The following is a 21,898-nucleotide window of genomic DNA, read 5'->3' on the forward strand; positions in this document are numbered from 1 at the left end:
TAGCAAGGAGATTGCGATGATTTTCGTCGAACTCATCCTTACTGTCTGCACGCTGGCGCAGCCCGCCGCCTGCGACGAGCGCAAGCTCGTCCTCGAATCGACCACGGGCTCGACCAGCAATTGCGTGATGCAGGCGATGCCATATATCGCTCAATGGTGCGGCGAACACCCGCAACTGACGGTTACGAAGTGGCGTTGCGCGCGGCCGGGAGCGGAAGGCGACAAGATCTGATCGAGCCCTTCGGGCGCGGTCGGTTCCATGGCGAATGAATCGAAAAGACGATCGGCCGGCGCCCTTTGCGGCGCCTTACGCGCCCCCCGACGAGAGCTTCGCGGAAGCGTTTCTCGGTTCGCGTCCGGATGCTGCGACGCAGCGGGTCGTAGAGGAAGCTGCGTTGACGCTCGTGCGCGGCATTCGCGCACAACGTGATCCGCTCGGCGGCGTCGAAGATTTCCTTCACGAATTCTCCCTCTCCTCGCGGGAGGGTCTGGCGGTTATGGCGCTCGCCGAAGCGCTGCTGCGCGTGCCCGACGACGCGACAGCCGATCAACTCCTTGCTGATAAGCTCGCCGAGGGCGATTTCACCCATCACGAGACATCGAGCGACGCGCTGCTCATTCAGGCCTGCGCCTTCGCGCTAGGACTTTCGGCGCGTATCGTCGACGTCACGGAGCCGCGCGGGCTCGTCGCTGACCTTGCCCGGCGTCTCGGCCTGCCCGCGCTGCGCGCCGCCGCGCGTCAGGCAATGCGGCTGATGGGCGCTCATTTCGTCTTTGGCGAAACCATCGAAGCGGCGATCAGACGGGAGCAGGGACGGCCCGAACGCTTCTCTTATGACATGCTTGGCGAAGGGGCGCGGACGGCGGAAGACGCCGAGCGCTATTTTGAGGCCTACGCCCACGCCATTCGCGCCATCGGCGACTCGGCCGGAAGCTCCGAGCTCCCTGTGCGCCCCGGAATTTCGATCAAACTTTCGGCGTTGCATCCGCGCTATGAGGCGATTTCGCGCGAACGCGTCTTGCGGGAATTGCCGCCGCGGTTGCTCGATTTGGCGCGCCTCGCCAAAGAGCGCGATCTCGTTTTCACCATCGATGCGGAGGAGGCGGATCGACTCGAACTTTCGCTGGACGTGTTCGCACGCGTTGTCGAAGACCCGTCGCTTTCCGACTGGGACGGATTCGGGCTCGCGGTGCAGGCCTATCTGAAGCGCGCGATGGCCACGATCGACTACGTCGCCTCGCTCGCGGAAGCGAACCATCGGCGCTTCATGGTGCGTCTCGTCAAGGGCGCCTATTGGGACAGCGAAATCAAGCGCGCCCAGGAGCGCGGTCTCGCCGATTATCCCGTGTTCACGCGCAAGGCGATGACAGATCTCAATTTCGACGCCTGCGCGGCGCGGCTCTTCGACCAACCGCGTCTCTTCCCGCAAATCGCCACCCATAACGCGCGTAGCGTCGCCGCCGTTCTGACGATGGCGGGCGGGCGGCGCGACTTCGAGTTTCAGCGCCTGCACGGCATGGGCGAGTCGCTCTATCAGTCGCTGGCGGAAATGAGCGACGCCGCGGTTCGAATCTATGCGCCGGTCGGTCCGCACCACGATCTTCTCGCCTATCTCGTGCGACGCTTGATCGAGAACGGCGCCAATTCCTCTTTCGTCGCGCGCGCCGCCGATCCCGAGACGCCTGAGAGCGCGCTTGTCGCAGACCCATATGAAGCGCTTGGCGCGCCAAATCGCGCGCGCCATCCGCGCCTTCCGCCGCCGAGCGAGATTTACCTGCCGCAACGCGCCAATTCGAAAGGCGTGGAGTTTGGCGATCGGACCGCGCTTGCGGCGCTGGTTGAGGAGACGCGCGCGCCTTTTCCGCCGCCTGACGCGCGACCGAGCGTCGAGTCGCGAGCTGCGGCGCGCCCGGTGCTGTCGCCGATCGACGGCGCCGTCGTCGGAGAAGTGGTCGAGGCGGATGAAGCTGCGGCGCATGCTGCGGTCGCGACGGCCGCGCGCGCCTTCCCGGAGTGGTCCAGGACTCCATTCGAGGCGCGGGCGCGGATGATCGAACGCGCGGCCGATCTCATTGAGGCGCGACGCGGCCCGTTGATCGCCTTGTTGCAAAGCGAGGGCGGCAAGACTCTCGACGATGCGCTCGCCGAGGTGCGCGAGGCGGCCGATCTTTGCCGCTACTACGCCGGTCAGGCGCGAATTCTCTGCGCCGACATGCCGCTGCCGGGCCCGACGGGCGAAGCCAATGTCCTGCGCCGGCATGGACGCGGCGTCTTCATTTGCATTTCGCCCTGGAATTTCCCGCTCGCGATTTTCATCGGTCAGGTCGCCGCGGCGCTGGTCGCGGGAAATTGCGTCGTCGCCAAGCCCGCCGAGCAGACGCCGCTCGTCGCCGCCATGGCGATCGACCTCTTGCGCCAATCCGGCGTTCCGAAGGACGTGCTGCATTTTGCGCCGGGCGATGGCGCGATCGGCGCCGCGCTTGTCGCCGATCCGCTGACCGCCGGCGTCGTTTTTACTGGCTCGGTCGAAGTTGCGCTGCGGATCAATCGCACGCTCGCCGAGCGAGATGGCGCGATTGCGCCGCTCATCGCCGAAACCGGCGGCATCAATGCGATGATCGTCGATTCGACGGCGCTGATCGAACAGGTCGTCGACGACGTCATGGCGTCAGCCTTCCGATCGGCGGGCCAGCGGTGCTCAGCCTTGCGGCTCTTGTGCCTGCAAGAGGACATCGCGCCCGTCTGCCTCGAGACGTTGATCGGCGCTGCGCGCGAGTTGCGGGTCGGCGATCCGCGCGAGATCGGCGCGCATGTCGGCCCGGCGATCGACGCCGAGGCGAAGGGCAAACTCGACGCCTATCTTTCGCGTCAGCGCGCAGCCGGGCGAATTCTTTACGCCGGCGTTGCGCCATCGACAGGAACTTTCGTCGCGCCGCATATCGTCAGACTCGATCGCGTCGAGGATTTGCAGGAAGAGATCTTTGGGCCCGTCCTGCATGTGGCGACGTGGCGTTCGGAGCGCCTGCCGCAACTTCTCACGGACATCGAAGCCAGCGGATATGGCCTCACGCTCGGCATGCATACGCGCATCGAACAGCGTATTCGCGCGTTGTCGCGCCAAGCGTCCGCCGGCAATATCTACGTCAATCGCAACATGATCGGCGCGGTTGTCGGCAGTCAGCCTTTCGGCGGATTCGGCTTGAGCGGCACCGGCCCCAAGGCCGGTGGTCCAGATTATCTGCTGCGATTTCTTCATGAGACGACGCTGACGATCAACACCGCGTCTTCGGGGGGCGACGCAGGACTGTTGTCGCTCGGAGACTCCGACGAGCTTGATCGCGACAAATTGGCGCAAACACGCCCGTTGAAGTCACACCTCTGACGCTCCACTTCACTAACGTTTCCACATCGATCGTCAGCGCCATCGTTGCTGAATTTTCGGTTGCTTGGCGATCGTCCGTGAAGAGGGAGATCAGCATGGCCGAACAAAGCAAGCTGCCAGCGTCACGAGAGTCCACGCAGGCCGGCGTTTTCGATTGGCATCCTTTCGAATCCTTCCGGCGCCAGTTCGATCGGCTCTTTGACGACTTTCCGTCGCGTAGAAGCTTGGCCGATTTCCAGCCGTTTGACCGACTGATGTCGGCGGCGACGCCGCCAGTCGATTTCGTCGAGAAGGACGGTGGATACGAGATCACCGCCGAACTGCCGGGGCTCGATGAGAAGAGCGTCGATGTGAAGCTTTCGAACGGCGTCTTGTCGATTTCCGGTGAAAAGAGCGAAGAAAAGGAAGAGAAGAAGGAGGGCTATTACTGTTCAGAGCGCCGATACGGCTCCTTCCGGCGCGCCTTCAGGGTTCCCGAAGGAGTCGACGCGGAGAAAATCACCGCGGACTTCGAAAAGGGCGTGCTGAAAATCAAGCTGCCGAAAACGCCGGAATCCAAGCAGGAAGAAAAGAAGATCGAGATTGCCGCGAAGTAGCGCCGCATTAGACGCGTCGCTCAAGCGCAGCCTCTAAGATCGCAGGCCGGCGCGTCCGTGCGGAGCGCCGGCGACTTCGGGCTTGTGCGCTGGCCGGCGCATCAGGCGCGGCAGAACGAGATGCGGCAACACGCCCTCGCGAATGACAGCCCGCCGCAGCGGCCCCAGCGCCGCCATGGCGATGAAGCTTGCGCCGCGCAGCAAATCCACCGGCAGATAGGGAATGATAAGCGACCGGTTCAGCAGGTCGACGCCATGCGTTCTAAAGCCGATGTCGGCGCGCCGGTGACGGTCGTAGCGCGCCAGCGCCCGCGACAATTCGCGCGGATTCTTGAGATCGACGCTGGCGAGACAATCCTCGAGATCGGCGACGTCGCGCAGACTTAAATTCAGTCCTTGCGCGCCGATCGGCGGAAAAATGTGACAGGTCTCGCCGACGAGCGCGAGGCGGCCCGTGGCATGCTTCGACACCTGCATGCCGCCCATGCGGAACTGCCCGATATCGCCTTCAATGCGCATCGCGCCCAGTTCCGACTTGGCGAAATCCTCGATTTCATATTCGAGTTCTTCGCGGGGCTTGGCGAGGCGCCGCCGCGCGTCGGCGACGCTCATCAGCCAGACGAGGCTCGAACGATTCGGCGCATCCTCTCGCGCGGGCAGCGGCACCAGCGTGAAAGGGCCCGAGCGCGTGTGATATTCCGTCGAAACATTTTCGTGCGGGAACTCGTGGCGCAGCATCATGGTGAGCGCGATCTGCGGATAGGTCCATTCCTTCACGTCGATGCCGGCGACCGCGCGGGCGCGGCTATTGCGCCCGTCCGCCGCAACGATGAAGTCCGCCTGGAGCCGGCGTCCGTCTGCGAGAATGGCGACGGCGCCGTCGCCGTTGAATTCGTAATCCGCGATGTCGGCGTCGACGAACGCGATTTCAGAGCGGCCGCGACAAAGATCCAGCAGAATGGCGACGAGGTCATCGTTCGACACATTGACGCCGAGCGCCGGCAGCCCGATTTCGCGCGCCCGCAGGCTGAGTTCCGGCACCGGCAGAAACTGATCGGTGTCGTCGATCATGTGGATCGCTTCGACGGCGCAGCCGCGCGCTCTGACCCGCTCCAAGGCGCCGAGCGCATCGAGAAATCGGACGGATGATTCGAACAAGGCGACCGTGCGGCCCGGCAGCGGGGGCGGAATGCGCCCGGCGAGCGTCGTTTTGTAACCCCCGCGCGCGAAGGCCAGAGCCGCCGCGAGCCCGGTCGCGCCCGCGCCGGCGACGAGAATGTCCGACCTGATGTTTTCGTGCGCCGCTGTCATCTCATTCGTCTCCTTCGCTTGTTATAGCGGGAGACTCTTCGGAGCGCGAGCAGGACGGCTTTGGCTCGGCGCGAGCGCGGTGATAGGCTCACGTCCCCGCTTCTCCGGTCTCCGCGCCTCGTGACGTCTTCTCGCCTCATCGGCCTTTCTGTCCACCTCTTCACGGCGAGCGGCGCGGCGCTCGGCCTGATCGCGCTGTTCCTCGCGGTGGACAGCCGCTTTGCGGCGATGTTCGCCTGGCTCGGCGCGGCGCTCGTCGTGGACGCCGTCGACGGAACGCTGGCGCGGCATTTCAAAGTGACTGAAACGGCGCCCTTCATCGACGGCGTCGCGCTCGACCTCGTCGTCGACTTTCTCAACTATGTGGTCACGCCGCTTGTGGCGCTATGGCGCTCTGGGCTCCTGGACCCGGCGTTCGCCGCGCCCGTTTGCGCCGCGGTCTGCGCCTGTTCGGCGCTCTATTTCGCAGATCGGCGAATGAAAACGGCGGACTACTGGTTTCGCGGCTTTCCGTCGCTGTGGAACATCGTGGTCTTCTATCTTCTCGTGCTGCGGCCGCCGGCCGCCGCGAGTCTCACGCTGGTTCTCGTGACGGCGGCGTTCATGTTCCTTCCGGTCGCCTTTGTTCATCCGCTGCGCGTTAAGCGGCTACGACTGGTAACGCTCGTCGTCACCGGCGTCTGGGGCGCGGCGGCGATCGCGGCGGTCGCACAGAATCTTGCGGCGGCCTCCTTCACCGTAAAGGCGGCTCTGGTCGTGACGGGGTGCTATTTTCTCGCTTTGCCGCTTTTTCGCGAGGGCGGAGCGATTGTGAAAGGGGAGGATGATGGTTAAGGCGATTCGCGTGCATCAACCCGGCGGGCCGGATGCGCTCGTCATGGAAGACGTCGATCTGCCGGCGCCGACCGCCGACGACGTGCAGATCCGCCACGCTGCCATCGGCGTCAATTTCATAGACGTCTACCGCCGTACCGGCGCTTATCCGGCGGACTATCCGTTTATCCCCGGACATGAAGGCGCCGGCGAGGTGATCGCCGTCGGCGAGAATGTGAAGAACTTCAAGGTCGGGGATCGGGTCGCTTACGTCGGCGCGCTTGGCGGCTATTCGGAGGCGCGCAACATCGCCGCCGGCTCAGTGGTCCACCTGCCGAAATCCTTCAGCTATGAGCAGGGCGCGGTGATGATGCTGAAAGGGCTGACGGCGCAATATCTGCTGCGCAGGACGTTCAAGGTGGAGAAAGGTCATCGTGTTCTCGTCCATGCCGGCGCCGGCGGCGTTGGGCAGATCCTCTGCCAATGGGCGAACGCGCTCGGGGCGAAGGTCATCGCCACCGTTGGCTCTCCAGAAAAGGCGAAGATCGCGGAGGAGGCCGGCGCGCGGCGCACGATTCTTTATCGCGAGGAGAACTTCGTCGAGCGCGTGCGCGACATCACCAAGGGCAAGCTGTGCGATGTCGTCTATGACGGCGTCGGGCGCGCGACGTTCCCGGCTTCGCTCGATTGCCTGAAGCCATTCGGCATGTTCGTTAGTTTTGGCTCAGCCTCCGGTCCGATCGCGGCTTTCGATCTCGGCCTTCTGGCGCTGAAAGGATCGCTCTATGCGACCCGTCCCTCACTTTTCACCCATATCGCCCGCCGGCGCGACTATGAGGAGATGATGGACGATTTCGTCCATGCGGTGAAGCGGGGGTTCGTGACTCTTGCCGAGCCCGCGCGGTATCCGCTCGCCGACGCCGCCAAGGTGCACGCCGCGCTCGAATCACGCGCCACCAGCGGCTCCATGGTTCTAATTCCATGATTTCGCCATAAAGGGACCGGCGAAAGCAGGGCTCCGGCGACAAACTTGACTTGTGTTGCAATTTAAGCACTAGGCCGACTGATGCGCTTCGCAACGCTTTGTTTACTTAGCCGAATCGGGCGCCGTCCGCGCGCCTCTCGCGGCACGCGTTCGGCAGTTTTTCCCCGCTTTTCGCGCCGCCGACTGGCGAGTCGACAATTTCGTCCTACGCTTTTGGCGCAAATCGATTATGCTTTCCATGTTCCGGCTTTGAGGTTCCTCCCGCCTCTCGATTAGCCCGAACCGCCTTCCAAAGCCCGGCGCTTGAGCCGGGCTTTTTTCTTAGCCCTTCCCGACAACCCCCCAGTTTCTATTGCAATTTTTCGGTAAGAGCCCCATCCTTGTGCGGCGGCCGGCTCTCTTACGGGCGTGGGGCCGCGAAGCATGAGGGTTGCAACGCTGTCGACAGGTGTTCATCCGGGGGCGGCTCGTGGCCGGCTCCGACCGGAAATTGGCGCAAGTGCCCCATTGGCCGGCTCAATCGTGCAAAAGGTTCTCGCCAGCCTGGACGAAACCAAGGCCGAGGACATCGTCTCCATCGATCTACGCGGAAAAACGGCGCTCGCCGATGACATGGTCATCGCGACGGGCCGTTCGACCGTGCATGTCGGCGCCATCGCCGACAAGGCGATCAAGGCCCTCAAGGCCGCGGGCGTCATCGCGCCGCGCGTCGAAGGCCTGTCCCAGTGTGACTGGGTGCTGATCGACGCCGGCGACGTCATCGTCCACATCTTCCGGCCAGAGGTGCGCCAGTTCTACAATCTTGAAAAGATGTGGGGCGGCGACCGACCGCTGGAGATTCGCCTGGTCTGACGGGAGCGGACGCAAGCGCCCTTGGGATTGCTTGTCCATCTCGCTTCTCGTCTCGCCTGGCGTCGAATGAAACTGGGACTGATCTGCGTCGGCCGCCTGAAGGCGGGTCCCGAGCGAGAGCTTTTCGCGCGCTATGCCGAGCGCATCCGCGTCCTGCGGCGGCTGGGCCTCGAAGGTCTCGACCTCAAGGAAATCGACGAGAGCAAGGCCGCCTCCAGCGCCGAGCGGGCGTCGCGCGAAGCGATGGGACTGCTTGCGGCGCTGCCCGCCGAATCACGGCTTGCGGCGTTTGATGAACGGGGCAAGGCAGAGACCAGCGCAGCCTTCGCGCAATTCATCGCCTCCGAACGCGACAGGGGCTGCAAGGCGCTGTGGTTTGCGATCGGCGGCGCCGAAGGCCTCGACGAGAGCGTGCGCGCGCGCGCGACCGCCGTTTTCTCCTTCGGCGCGATGACGTTGCCGCATCAGCTGGCGCGCATTCTCGCGGCGGAGCAGATTTATCGGGCGATGACGATTCTGTCCGGCCATCCGTATCATCGGGGATGAGGCGGCCTCGAAGCGGCTAGCTTAGGGGGTCCTCCATAATTGGCAGTCCCGAAACGTCCCGTGTTTGTTGCGACAAGTCGTAGCTCACAGTGGTGATCTCCGGACACCGTCTGCAAGCTGCTTCGCCTTCCTGGAAGTGCCAGCGGCACCCCTTTCGGATCGCGCATGGCGGCAAACTGTCGACTGCAGCGGGCAGCATTTTCACGACTCGCGCCGCCAACTGGCAATCCGCGCCGTCGAAGTGCGGACATTTATGCTCAGCGCAAGTCGCCGCGAGCCGAAACACTTCGGTCGGCTTTAAGGGCGCGGACATTGCGAGGATCTCGGGCGTCGCGGGGAGCTGCTCATTCAAATATTGGACGACAGGACTAGGCCCGTCCTGCTGAACGACGCCCAAGACCATCGCTCGATCCATGCCTGGCTGTGCGCTCGGACAGAGTTTCGACATGGCCTAAGACCCAGCTATTTTTGCTCGAACTGTAGAATTTCCGGAGGAACAGGGATGCCGATAATAATATGGCGACCAATCGAATAGACCGCGCCGCCCTGTTCGCCTGCGAATGCTCCCAGATGGCTTGCGATGTCGCTGGCGAGCGCCTGCGTCTCACTAAGCGTGACTTGCGAAGCGACAGACTCCGGGACTGGAATGCCGCGAATCAGATATGACACCGAAACGGCGCTTGGAACTTCCAATTTGAATTTGGGATGTTTTGCGGTCGCGGCCTTTACGGCGGCTTGAACGGACTCGGTGAACTTGCTCATGGAAATCGAGACGGGCTTTTTCATTTTAAAACCCCACTAATTGAAATGTCTGAATATCGCTCAATACCGACGAGCAACACTTTTGGCGCGTCGCCGGTCAGGCTAACAGCATCGCAATATTCGCCGCAAGTTAAAATGAGTGTATCTCTTGATACATGCGCGTTTGCGTCGCTCGCGTTCCGGCTGTTTCGCTAGCGCTGCGAATCTCGCCAATATCCCGACGTCTACGCTGAACTTTAATGCACGGTGCGTCCGTGCATCTCGCAGCCAAGCCCGGCGGCGCGCGCCGCCTCTTGCACCCTGTTGCCCGCCTTCTTCACCTTGTCGAAGTCGCCGCGCAGCGCCTTGAGCGCGTTGCGTTCCTGGCCTATCTCCTCCGCCGTTCGCAGGCCCAACCGACGCAAAAGAGGCAAAGGCGGGCACCAGCCCTGCAGCGCGTGCTGGAGCAGAAAGCCGCTGACCAGAACCGGCAGCGCCAGCCAGCGACGGTCCGACGTCAAGCCGAGCGCAAGTCCGACGAGCGCCACTGAGGAGGCGTTGGCCTCGAGCGCGCGCTCGATGTCCCACTCCCGGTCCAGCTCCTCCAGACGCTCGTCGATTTTCTCCGGGTGTTTGGCGAAGTACGACAGCCGCGCCTGCGTTTCCTTGCGAATGGCGCGATTGATGTCCTCATCGGTGTTTTGTGCGACGCGAGCGACCGTGGTCGGCATGCATTCTACCTCCCCTTGTTCATTTCCAACCGAAAAGGCCGGCTGAAGTTCCTGATGTCGGGCCGCCGGCGGCCTTTACCGTCCGGACGGCATGCGCTAAACCCCGGCGGTAACGAGCCCCGGCGTTACCGCGCGGGGCTTTTTCTATTTGGAGATCGAGATACGGCCATGGCGAATGTGGCGGTGGTCGGCGCCCAGTGGGGCGACGAGGGCAAGGGCAAAATCGTCGACTGGCTGTCGCTGGAGGCCGACGTCGTCGTGCGCTTCCAGGGCGGTCATAACGCCGGGCACACGCTCGTCATCGACGGCGTGACCTATAAGCTCGCGCTGCTGCCCTCGGGCATCGTGCGGCCCGGCAAGCTTTCCGTCATCGGCAATGGCGTCGTCGTCGACCCGCATTTCCTCATCGGCGAGATCGACCGGCTGCGCGAGCAGGGCGTCGACATTTCGCCGATGAATCTCAAGATCGCGGAAAACGCGCCGCTGATCCTCTCGCTGCATCGCGAACTCGACGCACATCGTGAGGAGGCCGCCGGAAACGCCGTCAAGATCGGCACGACCAAGCGCGGCATCGGACCCGCCTATGAGGACAAGGTCGGGCGCCGCTCGATTCGCCTCATGGATCTCGCCGAGCCCGATCTGCTCGACGACAAGATCGCGCGCGTGCTCGCGCATCACGATCCGCTGCGGCGCGGCCTGGGCCTGCCCCAAGTCGACCCTGGCGCCTTGCGCGAGGAGCTGCTGTCCGCCGCGCCGCGCATCCTGCCGTTCATGGATGCGGTGTGGGAGCTGCTCGAAGACAATCGCCGCGCCGGCAAGCGCATCCTCTTCGAGGGCGCGCAGGGCGTGCTGCTCGACGTCGATCACGGCACCTATCCTTACGTGACGTCGTCCAACACCGTCGCCGCGTCGGCGGCGAGCGGCTCGGGGCTCGGGCCCGGCGCCATCGGCTATGTGCTCGGCATCGCCAAGGCCTATACGACCCGCGTCGGCGGCGGCCCGTTTCCGACCGAGCTCCATGACGAGATCGGCCAGTTGATCGGCGATCGCGGCCGCGAATTCGGCACCAACACCGGACGGCGGCGCCGGTGCGGCTGGTTCGACGCGGTGCTGACGCGCCAGGCGGTGAAGACGTCGGGCATCAACGGCGTCGCGTTGACGAAGCTCGATATTCTCGATGGTTTCGATGAGATCAAAATCTGCACGCATTACATGCTCGACGACAAGCGCATCGAGCGCTTGCCGGCCTCGCAGGCTGCGCAGGCGCGCGTGCAGCCGGTCTATGAGAGCTTCCCCGGCTGGAAGGAATCGACGAGCGGCGCGCGCTCCTGGGCGCATCTGCCGGCGCAGGCGATCAAATATGTCCGCCGGGTGGAGGAACTGATCGAGGCGCCGGTCGCTCTACTCTCGACGAGTCCCGAACGCGACGACACGATCCTCGTGCACAATCCGTTTCAGGATTGATCGACCGGGGGGGCCTGCCTTCCCGTTCTCGATCACGCGCTCAGGGGGCTGAACGAGCAAACCCGGATTCCCGACCAACACGTCGCTTGGATAAGCGAAAATTCTTTCATACGACCGGACGCCATTTGCGCAGGTTGTCATGGAGAAGAAAGAGTGAACAGTCAGTGCGCACGAACTGCACATGCGGCGATTCAACGATTTGAAATCTAAAGTTGCTCTCTCCAATCCCTCATCGGCGCAACCGAAAATCTAATCTCCTGAGCGGTCGGCATCGGTTTTCGCGTAAGCGGCGCAGGCGTTGCTTGTAGCCACACGCGCGCCACGCCCGATCGCCGCGCCTAAGCGCCGGCTGGCTCGATGATTTTAGCGTCTCCTTTTGTTTGCCGTAATTATGTATTTGAGGTAGACGCCTGAGCAATAAGGCTTCCGTCTTGCTTGCGTCATAAAGCCTAGACTTTGCGCTTCGGGAAGGGTGTAGGATGAATGCGAATAATGCTAAGCTTTTGACGGACAGCCGAGCGTGCGCATTCTTTGAAGACGCCGCGAATAAGCTTCGCACCCATTTCGAGCGCCAAGTGCTCGCGGCGCTGCCGGATTTTGCGCGCCGAGCGCTTGAAAGCGAGTTGAACGCATTCTCCAAATTGTCGAGCGCTGATCCCGTGCCGCCATTGGCGGAAGTCTCGCTCGTGCGTGCGGAACAATGCGCCCATGATTTGCTGAGCATGAATTACGAAGGCGCCGCCCATTCATTTTTCCAGCGCTGTGTCAGCGAAGCGTCGGCGGAGATTGCGGCGGCGGCGGTGATCGCCGCATCGGGGCAGGGCGGAAATATCGTGATTTTTCCGACGCCTTCCAGCAGAGTGGCCGTCGGCCGAACGCTTTAGCTCGAGTCAATCCGCCCACGGCTGTCAAATTCTTCCACGAGCGACCGTCTTTATCAGGCGAACCTGCGCCAGAGCCCACTTGAACGTAAGGTCAGTCAGCGCTCTGAAGCGAGCCAGCATCATTGGCGCGGGGCCTTGTTACGGCCGACACGCCGCCGTACGAACGGCTGGCGGCGCGAGCTACGTGTGGAGAGCGGGAATGAAGGAAAAGATCGAAGCTTATCTGCTGGAAGAAATGCATCGCGAGTTGAGCGATATCGAGCAGTATGACGTCGATCCGCGCACGGGTTTCATTTACGGGAAGGCGCTAGAGTTCTATTGGACGCTCTCGCGCCTCTTTGGTCTTGGCCGCCTGCATGACGGGCGCTGGCGCAAGCCGGATGCGGTCAAAGCGCAGGCGCTGCGCACGCGGCTTGAAGGCGACGTCCCGGCGCCGGCGGCGCGCAATCGTCTGCTCATCGATATGACGGCGACGCATCGCTTTCGCGGCCATACGGGCGTCCAGCGCGTCGTGCGCGAAATCGCGCGCGCCTGCGTTGAAAGCGGCGAAGCGCTTCCGGTCTATCTTGAAGACGGCCGGCTCTACGGCCATTTCAAGCATGACAATTTGCCCGACGCGGTTGAACTGCAATCGGGCGACAGACTGCTCTTGCTCGATTCAGGATGGGGCTTCGTCGAGGAATATCCGCCGCTCTTGAGCGCAGCGCATGATGCTGGCGCCGAAGTCGTCGGCTGCCTCTATGACCTTATTCCCTTACGTTACCCGGCCGCTACGGCGCCGAAAAATAGCGCTCCCTTTGTTCCCTGGTTTAACGATGTTCTGATGCGCTGCGATGCGATCGTCTGCATCTCGCACAGCGTGGCGCTGGATCTTGTGGCATATATACGTGAGGAGCATCTTGCGCCCCCTGCCAACATGCGGATCGGCTGGTGGCCGCTTGGCGCGGACTTTCGCGCGGGCGCTGAGATAGCGCCCTCAAGAGCCGCTGAGCGCATCGCTTCAGCGCCGACGCCGTTCTTCATGAGCGTCGGCACGCTCGAGCCGCGAAAGGCATATTCCATCGCTCTGGATGCGTTCGAAACGCTTTGGGCGGAAGGGTGTGATGTGCGTTATGTGATCGCTGGCCGCTGTGGCTGGAACACACGCGCGTTACAACGCCGCATCCGCGAACACGCGGAATTCAACCGGAAGCTCTTTTGGCTTGATAACGCCAGCGACGTCGATCTTGTATATCTTTATCCACTTGCGCGGGCGCTGATTTTTCCCTCTTTTGCCGAGGGGTTTGGCATGCCGCTGGCGGAAGCTGCATATTATGGGACGCGCGCCATCGCGAGCGACATTCCAGTGCTGCGTGAAATTGGCGGCGAGGGCCATGTCTATTTCGACCTGCTCGATTCCCATTCGCTTGCAACGCATGTGCGAGCGGAACTGGCCGCAAAGAAGGCGCCTCACCGGATTTCCATCGTCAGTTGGCAGGCTTCGGCTGACGCCTTGGCTGGGATGTTGCGGAACAACGCCTATCAAATCGACGCCGAAGCTGTGCGACTCCTAACTTCCAAGAACTCGGCCGTGGAGGTAGGGCAGTGAAAGAAGCCATACGTTCTTACCTCCTTGGGCAGCTCTATGAGGAGGTCTGTGAACGAGATCGCCAAAGCGTCGACGCGCGCTTCAAGGCAGTTTACGATCGGATGCGTGAACTATATTGGACGATATCTAGGCTTTTGCGGCGGGGCTGGAAATTTATTGGATGGGGTGGGGAAAGACAAAAGGCGCCGCCGTCGTGGATGTTGGTCGATCAGGACATAGTCAGCAACGCGGACTGCGGACGCTTGCTAATCGACGTAACGCCAACATACCGCAGCGACGTCGGCACTGGCATTCAACGTGTCGTTCGGGAAGTCGCGAAAGCGGCGATCGCGTCGGGCCAGGGCTTTCCCGTGACGATTATCGACGGCCGCCTTTGTTGCCATGCCGCGGGCGCCAGTGAGCCTCTAGCTATCGATATTCGAAGCGGGGATACCTTTCTTCTACTCGATGCTGGCTGGATTTACGTCTCAGAATATCGATCGATCATTGACTTTGTCTGGGCCAGCGGCGGTCGCAACGTCGCCTGTCTCTACGATCTTTTTCCGATTCTTTACGCGGCGGGCTTTCCTGCGAGGCTGCGGAGCGGCTTCAGCGAATGGTTCGAGGAGATCATTCTGTCATGCGATTCCGTCGCAGCAATTTCGAGCAGCGTCGCGCAGGAGTTTGAGCAGCATTGCGAGGAACGCGGTCTCGCGCGAAAGCAGGGACAGAAGGTCGGAGTATGGAAGCTCGGAGCGGATTTTACTGAAGAGGAAAAAACAGATCCCACAGCGCGCGTTCGAATGATCTGTGACAGTTCTCGTATGTTTTTTCTGAGCGTCGGAACGCTCGCGCCAAATAAAGGTCAGGCTCTCTCCCTTACGGCGTTTGAGCGTCTGTGGGCGCAGGGGATCGACGTGGCGTTTGTGATCGTCGGCCGACGTGGATGGAACACAGCGGCTCTCGAGCGGCGCTTGTGCGAGCATGTTGAGCATGGCCGCCGGTTGTTTTGGTTCAGCGATGCGAGCGACGCGGAACTGGGTTGCCTTTATCGAAAGGCTCATGCCGTCATCTGCGCATCCTATGCTGAAGGTTTTGGCTTGCCCCTAATAGAGGCGGCGCGCGCCGGCGCGCCGGTCATTGCAAGCGACATTGAAATTTTCCATGAAGTGGGAGGCGAGTCGATCACCTATTTTAATATGCTCGACGCCGATTCATTGGGGACGCGGATTGTCGAGTCGCTTGCATCAGGAAGACGCGGAAGACCACTGCCGGTGTTATCATGGAAACAATCGTCCGAGGCGCTACTACGACTGATACGGAATGATCTCCATTCGGCTGCTTCCTAGAATCGGAACGCCGCGCTTGCCGAATCCGAATGAAGCGTATGAACCTATTTCAACTGATACGATTGTGTTCGGATCATATCCAGAAGCTGCTGAGTCGACTGCTTCCAATCGGGAACGTCGATTTTTTGGGATTGTCTCTCCTTCGTCACGGCCTCCAGCAATTTGCGAGCGAGATCTGAGCTATCTAAGGCTCTGAAATAGGAGATATTTTCGCCGCCCACTTCTCGAAAAATGGGTATGTCGGACGCAATCACCGGCAGCCCGTCATTTGCAGCCTCGATAATAGGGAGGCCGAATCCTTCTGCGAGCGAAGCAAAGACCAGCGCATGCGCCGAACTGTACAAATGGTGCAGTTCTGCGTCATTTGCATTCTGCAACCAGTGCAAACGCTTTCTATGCTCCTCGTGTTCAAGAATTCTTCGCTGCAATACCTCGCTCATCCAGCCGTAACGGCCCACGATGACGAAATGAACGTCGATCCCGCGTTTCCACAACTCCTCCATCGCATCCAGTGAAACATGGTACCCTTTGCGCGGCTCGAGCGTTCCGACGCTTAAGAAAAACGGAGATGGTGTTCGCGTGATCGCGGTAACGTCAGCTCCTACGGGCAATGTTTTGCTATAGCGGAAATTGCCTCCGAGCTGGAACCAACCGACCGGCATTCGCACGGGCTGCGGCAAGCCCGTCAAGCGCGCCTTCAGTTCATGCGCTACGGATTCGGAGATGCAAACCGCTGCGTCGGACTCGCAAACGATTGCGCTGAACCAGCCTTCATAATGCTGCAGCTGCTCGGGACTGAACGACCATGGTATCGTTTTCGGTAGCAGATCATATATGCAGACGACGTTTTGGCCGCCTAGTCTTTTGACGGCTTTCATCGCCGCAGAATAGCTCTCCAAATCCGCCGCTGGCGCATCCAAAAGCAGCAAGATGTCGCCGGGCGCCAATTCAACAGAATCCGAGGAGATCGCGTTCCTGAAATATGGATAAAACCTGTCCTTAATACGAAGGACCGGGAGAGCCGCGCACATTTCAGCGCCAGCGAAAGCAATTTCCTTCACGACCCGCTGGATCCCAGTCTCTTTCCCCGACAAATGGGTAGACGCGACATCGATCAATATCCTCCCACAGTCTGAAGCCTGAATGCGGGAGCTGCCTGGGAGGGACGGGCGTTGGCGAAGGAGCTGATCGACGCGGTGCGTCGCTTGCCGTCGGCCATCATGCAAAAAACCCAATCCAATAAATCTGGTTATCGACCAATAGAGCTCGAGCATACGCTTCGAAAAAAAATCTATGAGCCAGCTCTTCTTTGGTTCGTCGTGGTTCTTCAGGTAAAAATATTCTCTGTATAAGACATCTAAAAAGTAGCGGCTCATGGCGCTATGATTGTCCATAATTGTCTCCGAAGAAAATAACTCGACGTTACAAAGGGTGATACTGATACAGCCAATTTTCCGAAAGCACGTCATCGCCGTTTTTAAGGAACAGGCGCATCTCCACAGGCTCAGAGCCTTCGACGGTGAGGTCGAACTGCGCCCGCCAATGGCCTGGCACATTGTCAAAAACCGCTTCGGTGAACACGTAGGAGAATGTTCCGCGCGAAGCCCATAATACCGGTTCGGGCTTCACGCCGAAGGGGAGCTTGGCGAGGGGCTCGCCCAGAAACTCCACCATGAACTTCCGGACGCCCTTGGGCCGCGGCTTGCCGGGCTGGCCGCCGTTGCCGAGCCTCGTTGCGACGCAGCGCGCGAGCTTGGTCGGATAGGGCTCGTCCGCAAGCCAATGCAGCCGATAGGAATATTCGAAGGAGGCGCCGGGAACGGCGGGCTTCTCGGGCGCCCAGATGACCACGATGTTGTCGTGGATCTCGTCGTCCGTCGGGATTTCGATGAGTTGAATCGCGCCCTTGCCCCAATCGCCCTTGGGTTCGATCCACACGCTCGGACGGCGATCATAGAAAACATTGTCGAGATAGTGATCGTAATTGCGATCACGCTGCATCAGGCCGAAGCCCTTGGGATTGACGTCGCCAAACGCCGACGCCATGACCCGGTTCGGATTGTTCAACGGCCGCCACAAGCGCTCGCCTGCGCCGGTCCACATGCTCAACCCATCGGAATCATGCACTTCCGGCCGCCAATCGATGGCCGTCGGCTTTGCGGTCTCCGAGAACCAGAACATCGAGGTGAGCGGCGCGACGCCAAAGCGCGTGAAGGCGCCGCGCAGATACAGCGCGCAGTCGATGTCCATGACGACGCCCTTGCCGCGCGTCATCAGGAAGCGATAGGCGCCCACGATCGACGGCCCTTCGAGCAGCGCATGCAGGACGACGCCGTCGGCGGTCTCCGGGCCGATGTAAATTTCAGTGAAATCAGGAAATTCTTCGTTCGATCCTGCCTGCCAGGTGTCGAGCGCGACGCCGCGCGCCGACATGCCATATTGGCGTAATTCGCCGATCGCGCGGAAATATGACGCGCCCAGAAACGCCACCCAGTCGTTCTTCTTCCAGTCGAGCGCGCCGTCCTTGGCCTCCTGAATGCGAAATCCCGCGAAGCCGGCGCCGGGCGGCAGTTGGCGCGCGATCGAATCCGCCGGCATATTGAAGTAGCTCGTATCGTAAAGAACCTCGCGCGCCTCGCCGTTTTCAACGACATTCATGCGCACGGCCTTCTTGAAGAACATCCCAAGGTGGAAGAACTCGACGGGGAAGCGGTCCTTAGTGTCGGCGAAAAGCGCGTGATCGGTGTTGTAGGTGATCTGTCCCCACTTCTCGTAGTCGATCTGCGAGGTGATCTCGGGGGCAGGGATATTCGGCTTGCGGTAAGGCTGTTTGACGAGGCGCTGCGCCGTCTGCTTGAGCGTCTCGAAGGAGAATGGCCGCGCTTCGCCGAGCCGAAGATTGGAGACGCTCGTCGCCGCCGCGCTGCGGGGCGCGCTTACGGCGCCCAAGGCGCTCGTCGCCGCCGCCGCCTTGATAAACGAGCGACGATCCTGCTTCTCGACCATCTCGGCGTCCTTGTTGCGAAGTTTGGCGGATGCGCGTTTGGGTCTGCCGCCGCCGCGAGCCTGTCGGGGGGCGCGAGACATTAAGGCGCAGGACCTTAATTAGCCGCGAATCGGCTCATTGCGGATCGCGGTCCGCATGAAGAAATAGAGTCCGATCAGCCCCGCGAGGGAGAATATAACTTCGAGCGAGCGGCTGATGAGCGGATCAAGCTGAAAAAGGCCGCCCAGCGCCCAGCCCGCGGCCCAGGACGCGCCGACAAGCTCGGTGCCGACCAAGACCGCCACGGCGACGAGCGTCGACAAGTGCAGATAATTGATGGGCTTCTTGCTCATGGCCTCATTCTCGAGCTCGACCCGTAAACAGCGCGGCAACGCCGCGCTCACGTTTTGCTATAGCAAAGGCAGCTGCAAGGCAAGCCGGAGGGACCGCGCCGCGGTGCTCGATGACGCGAAGTCGTGGATCTGGAACGCCAATTGACGCGCGCCGCGGTCGCGCGCCGTTTCCGGCGGTCTTTCCGCTTGTATGTTTTGGCGTCGCAATGATAATCGGCGCCGCCGAAGGCGCGGCGCGCTTGCCACGTCGCGAATTCGAAGGGGTGACGCTTGTTCCAAGGCGCCAGCAAGAGCTATCTGAACCGCAAGTCCGTCCACAAGATCATCGCCGATCACGACGCCGGAGGAGACGGCCTCAAGCGCGCGATGGGCTGGGCGTCGTTGATGTCGCTTGGCGTCGGCGGAATCATCGGCGCCGGCATTTTCGTGCTGACCGGCACGGCGGCGGCCAATTACGCCGGGCCCGGCGTCATGATCTCCTTCATGCTGTCGGGGCTCGCCTGCGCCTTCGTCGCGCTCTGCTACGCGGAGCTTGCGTCGCTCATTCCCGTCTCCGGGAGCACCTATACTTATACGTATGTGACGCTCGGCGAGATTTTCGCCTGGATCATCGGCTGGAATCTGGTGCTCGAATATGCCGCCGGCGCGGCCACGGTCGCGGTCGGCTGGGCCGGCTATTTCAATCGCGTCATGCAAGGGCTCGGCATACATGTGCCGCCGCAACTGACGACGGCCTTTTTTGCCGATCCGACCGCGCAAGGGGCGCCGCCCGACGCCGTGCATGGGTTGTTCAATGTTCCCGCCGCCGGAATCGTGCTGCTGCTCACCGCGCTGCTCGTGCGCGGCACGTCCGAGTCGACGCAGTTCAATAACGTCATCGTCGCCATCAAGGTCACTGTCGTGCTGATGGTGATCGTGTTTGGCGCCGCGCATATTGATCACGCCAACTGGTCGCCGCTCATTCCCGACAATACCGGCGAGTTCGGAACTTACGGCTGGAGCGGCGTCGTGCGCGGCGCTTCGGTGGTGTTCTTCGCCTACATCGGATTCGACTCCGTCTCGACCGCGGCGCAGGAAGCGCATAATCCACAGCGGGACGTGCCGATCGGCATCATCGGCTCGCTCATCATCTGTACGATACTCTACGTGGCCGTGGCGGCGGTGGCGACCGGCGTCGTCAACTACAAGGAGCTGGGCGTTCCGGACCCGATGGCGCTGGTCATGGATCGCACCGGCGTCTCGTGGCTCGCCTGGGCGGTGAAGCTCGGCGCGCTGGCCGGACTGACGACCGCGATTCTGGTGCTGCTCTATGGGCAGACGCGCATCTTTTTCGCCATGGCGCATGACGGTCTGCTGCCCCCGATCTTTGCGAGGCTTCACCCGGCATGGCGCACGCCCGCCGTAAGCCAGATTCTCGTCGGCGTGGTCGTGGCGCTCGCGGCGGGTCTGTTGCCGCTCGATATTCTCGGCGAAATGGTGAGCATCGGGACGCTGGCGGCTTTCGCGCTCGTCTGCTTGTCGTTGCTGCGCCTGCGTCGAATGCATCCGGAACTCCGCCGCCCGTTCCGCGCGCCCGGGATCCCATGGTTGCCGGTCGCAGGCATTTTGTCCTGTTTCGCTTTGATGGTCGCGCTTCCGCTCGACACTTGGCTGCGGCTGCTGATCTGGACGGTCATCGGCGTCGCCATCTACCTCTTTTATGGCATCAAGCACGCCAAACGCCTCCATTAGGCGGCTGGCGCGACTGTATTGACGTCGTGAAAGCGCGGACGGGGGAACCCTTGGCCGCCGGCGAGGTTACGACTTAGTCCCGATCCTTCGTCGTAGCGGAGTGATCGGGCGTGACCTTTCGGAACGTCAATCGGGGTTCTCGCGATATGAATGCGCCGGCGATCGTCTGGTTTCGCAATGATTTGCGCATCTCTGACAATCCGGCGCTTTTGGCGGCCGCACGGTCGGGAGCGCCGCTCGTCGCCCTTTACATCCTGGACGATGAAAGTCCCGGAGAATGGCGCACTGGCGCCGCGGCGCGTTGGTGGCTGCACCACTCTCTCAGGGCGCTGTCGCAGAGCCTCGCCGGCAGGGGCGTGTCGTTGACCCTGCGCCGCGGGCGCGCTCCCTACGTCTTTGAGCAGATCATCGCCGAAACCGGCGCCGACGCCGTCTTCTGGAACAAGCTCTACGAGCCTTGGGCGGTCCGGCGAGATGCTGAACTTGAGGCGCAGCTGCGCGATGATGCTGTAGAAACTCATTGTTTCCAAGAGTCTGTGCTCTTCGAGCCGGAAAAGCTTCGCCCCAAACTGGGCGAGAACTTCCGGATGTTCACGCCTTTTTGGCGGGCCTGCCTCGCCGCGCCGCCGCCGGAACGGCCCCTTCCGGCGCCCGAAATCCTGCACGCCGCGCCGCTTCCGCCCGACAGCGACGATCTCGACGCGTGGCGGTTGCTGCCCCAGAACCCCGATTGGGCGATCGGCATGCGCAAGGTCTGGCTCGTCGGCGAGACGGCGGCGCGCGCCGAGCTTGCAGACTTCGCGCGCCACCATGTCGGCGACTACAAGGTTGAACGCGACTTCATGGGCCGAGTCGGTGTCTCCAGGCTTTCTCCGCATCTGCACTTTGGCGAATTGTCGCCGCGCGAAGTCTGGCACGCGATCAGCGAGCCTCAAAGCATCGGCGGCGAAGCCTATCTGAGGGAACTCGGCTGGCGGGAGTTCTGCCATCACTTGCTGATCTCCAACTGGGACCTGCCGGACCGCCCTTTGGACAGGACCTTCGAGCGTTTTCCCTATCGGGACGACGAGACGTCGCTCGACGCTTGGCGGAACGGTCAGACCGGCTATCCGCTCGTCGACGCGGCGATGCGGGAATTGTGGATCACGGGCTGGATGCACAATCGCGCGCGTCTGGTTTCGGCGAGTTTCCTGATCAAGCACCTGCTCATCGACTGGCGGAAGGGAGAGCGCTGGTTCTGGGACACGCTGGTCGACGCCGATCTCGCCAACAACAGCGCCAATTGGCAGTGGGTGGCGGGCTGCGGGGCGGACGCCACGCCATACTTCCGCATCTTCAATCCCGCGCTTCAGGGTGAAAAGTTCGATCCGGACGGCGCTTATGTGCGCCGTTACGTGCCGGAGCTCGCGGCGCTCGACGTCCGCTACATCCATCGTCCGTGGGCGGCGCCAGAGGACGTCTTGCGCGCCGGCGGCGTTCAGTTGGGCGTCACCTATCCCCATCCGATCGTCGATCACGACGAAGCCCGCGAGCGCGCGCTCGCCGCTTTCGAGTCGATGCGGAGCCAGGCGTCGTTGCGACCCGCATAGCGCCATTGCGAGGAGGC

General features: G+C 61.9%; 19 protein-coding genes. 13 read left to right on the plus strand and 6 right to left on the minus strand.

All coding sequences use genetic code 11. The features are described from left to right. Nucleotides 1–16 precede the first annotated feature (16 nt). The 3 genes from ACR65T_RS11205 (at nt 17) to ACR65T_RS11215 (ending at nt 3,979) form a co-directional block, all read left to right on the plus strand. The gene (locus ACR65T_RS11205) at nt 17–232 is read left to right on the plus strand and encodes a hypothetical protein (protein ID WP_196402119.1); all 216 of its coding nucleotides are present in this window, start codon (nt 17–19) and stop codon (nt 230–232) included. A gap of 34 nt (nt 233–266) precedes the next feature. Then, entirely contained in the window at nt 267–3,383 is a 3,117-nt protein-coding gene (putA, locus tag ACR65T_RS11210; RefSeq protein ID WP_434496554.1) for a bifunctional proline dehydrogenase/L-glutamate gamma-semialdehyde dehydrogenase PutA, read from the plus strand. Between the two features lie 95 nt (nt 3,384–3,478). After that, nucleotides 3,479–3,979, plus strand: a complete 501-nt coding sequence (locus ACR65T_RS11215) for an Hsp20/alpha crystallin family protein (RefSeq protein ID WP_434496555.1) — start codon at nt 3,479–3,481, stop codon at nt 3,977–3,979. 33 nt (nt 3,980–4,012) lie between these two features. Here the strand turns inward: ACR65T_RS11215 and ACR65T_RS11220 are convergent, their stop codons facing one another. Further along, a complete protein-coding gene (locus ACR65T_RS11220) occupies nt 4,013–5,290 on the minus strand; it encodes an FAD-dependent monooxygenase (protein WP_434496556.1) in 1,278 nt (425 codons plus the stop codon). Between the two features lie 120 nt (nt 5,291–5,410). Between ACR65T_RS11220 and ACR65T_RS11225 the strand changes: the two genes are divergently transcribed. The 4 genes from ACR65T_RS11225 (at nt 5,411) to rlmH (ending at nt 8,486) form a co-directional block, all read left to right on the plus strand. Then, nucleotides 5,411–6,124 carry a CDP-alcohol phosphatidyltransferase family protein gene (locus ACR65T_RS11225; RefSeq protein WP_434496557.1) on the plus strand — a complete coding sequence of 238 codons (714 nt, stop codon included), beginning with the start codon at nt 5,411–5,413 and terminating at the stop codon, nt 6,122–6,124. Beyond that, a complete protein-coding gene (locus tag ACR65T_RS11230) occupies nt 6,117–7,088 on the plus strand; it encodes a quinone oxidoreductase family protein (protein WP_434496701.1) in 972 nt (323 codons plus the stop codon). The genes ACR65T_RS11225 and ACR65T_RS11230 overlap by 8 nt, the downstream gene beginning before the upstream one ends. 507 nt (nt 7,089–7,595) lie before the next feature. After that, the gene (gene rsfS / locus ACR65T_RS11235; protein WP_434496558.1) at nt 7,596–7,940 is read left to right on the plus strand and encodes a ribosome silencing factor; all 345 of its coding nucleotides are present in this window, start codon (nt 7,596–7,598) and stop codon (nt 7,938–7,940) included. A 66-nt stretch (nt 7,941–8,006) separates the two neighbouring features. Next, complete coding sequence (rlmH, locus tag ACR65T_RS11240) at nt 8,007–8,486, plus strand: 23S rRNA (pseudouridine(1915)-N(3))-methyltransferase RlmH (protein ID WP_434496559.1); 480 nt, start codon at nt 8,007–8,009, stop codon at nt 8,484–8,486. 462 nt (nt 8,487–8,948) lie between these two features. On the opposite strand, the gene ACR65T_RS11245 is transcribed toward rlmH, so the two are convergent. Both ACR65T_RS11245 and ACR65T_RS11250 read right to left on the minus strand, forming a co-directional pair. Next, nucleotides 8,949–9,272: a hypothetical protein gene (locus ACR65T_RS11245; protein WP_014890057.1), complete on the minus strand. Its 324-nt coding sequence runs from the start codon at nt 9,270–9,272 to the stop codon at nt 8,949–8,951. A 212-nt stretch (nt 9,273–9,484) separates the two neighbouring features. Then, nucleotides 9,485–9,958 carry a hypothetical protein gene (locus ACR65T_RS11250; RefSeq protein WP_434496560.1) on the minus strand — a complete coding sequence of 158 codons (474 nt, stop codon included), beginning with the start codon at nt 9,956–9,958 and terminating at the stop codon, nt 9,485–9,487. A 168-nt stretch (nt 9,959–10,126) separates the two neighbouring features. Here ACR65T_RS11250 and ACR65T_RS11255 point away from each other — a divergent pair, with 168 nt between their 5' ends. The 4 genes from ACR65T_RS11255 to ACR65T_RS11270 all read left to right on the plus strand — a co-directional run bounded on the left by ACR65T_RS11255 (nt 10,127) and on the right by ACR65T_RS11270 (nt 15,222). Further along, nucleotides 10,127–11,422 carry an adenylosuccinate synthase gene (locus ACR65T_RS11255; RefSeq protein WP_434496561.1) on the plus strand — a complete coding sequence of 432 codons (1,296 nt, stop codon included), beginning with the start codon at nt 10,127–10,129 and terminating at the stop codon, nt 11,420–11,422. A 479-nt stretch (nt 11,423–11,901) separates the two neighbouring features. Continuing rightward, nucleotides 11,902–12,306 (plus strand): hypothetical protein, encoded by a 405-nt coding sequence (locus tag ACR65T_RS11260; RefSeq protein ID WP_434496562.1) that lies wholly within the window; start codon nt 11,902–11,904, stop codon nt 12,304–12,306. A 199-nt stretch (nt 12,307–12,505) separates the two neighbouring features. Next, a complete protein-coding gene (locus ACR65T_RS11265; RefSeq protein ID WP_434496563.1) occupies nt 12,506–13,894 on the plus strand; it encodes a glycosyltransferase family 4 protein in 1,389 nt (462 codons plus the stop codon). Then, nucleotides 13,891–15,222 carry a glycosyltransferase family 4 protein gene (locus ACR65T_RS11270; RefSeq protein WP_434496564.1) on the plus strand — a complete coding sequence of 444 codons (1,332 nt, stop codon included), beginning with the start codon at nt 13,891–13,893 and terminating at the stop codon, nt 15,220–15,222. The genes ACR65T_RS11265 and ACR65T_RS11270 overlap by 4 nt, the downstream gene beginning before the upstream one ends. Nucleotides 15,223–15,266: 44 nt before the next feature. Here the strand turns inward: ACR65T_RS11270 and ACR65T_RS11275 are convergent, their stop codons facing one another. From ACR65T_RS11275 to ACR65T_RS11285, 3 genes are all read right to left on the minus strand, one after another. Further along, nucleotides 15,267–16,616, minus strand: a complete 1,350-nt coding sequence (locus ACR65T_RS11275; RefSeq protein WP_434496565.1) for a glycosyltransferase family 4 protein — start codon at nt 16,614–16,616, stop codon at nt 15,267–15,269. Between the two features lie 28 nt (nt 16,617–16,644). Further along, a complete protein-coding gene (locus ACR65T_RS11280) occupies nt 16,645–18,228 on the minus strand; it encodes a glucan biosynthesis protein (RefSeq protein ID WP_434496566.1) in 1,584 nt (527 codons plus the stop codon). A gap of 99 nt (nt 18,229–18,327) precedes the next feature. Next, nucleotides 18,328–18,561, minus strand: coding sequence for a hypothetical protein (locus tag ACR65T_RS11285; protein WP_256032146.1), 234 nt, complete (start codon nt 18,559–18,561; stop codon nt 18,328–18,330). A 270-nt stretch (nt 18,562–18,831) separates the two neighbouring features. Between ACR65T_RS11285 and ACR65T_RS11290 the strand changes: the two genes are divergently transcribed. Beyond that, nucleotides 18,832–20,292 carry an amino acid permease gene (locus ACR65T_RS11290; protein WP_434496567.1) on the plus strand — a complete coding sequence of 487 codons (1,461 nt, stop codon included), beginning with the start codon at nt 18,832–18,834 and terminating at the stop codon, nt 20,290–20,292. Between the two features lie 146 nt (nt 20,293–20,438). After that, nucleotides 20,439–21,881 carry a cryptochrome/photolyase family protein gene (locus tag ACR65T_RS11295; protein WP_434496702.1) on the plus strand — a complete coding sequence of 481 codons (1,443 nt, stop codon included), beginning with the start codon at nt 20,439–20,441 and terminating at the stop codon, nt 21,879–21,881. Nucleotides 21,882–21,898: the final 17 nt, after the last annotated feature.

The organism is Methylocystis sp. (assembly GCF_051061285.1).
Lineage (GTDB): Bacteria > Pseudomonadota > Alphaproteobacteria > Rhizobiales > Beijerinckiaceae > Methylocystis.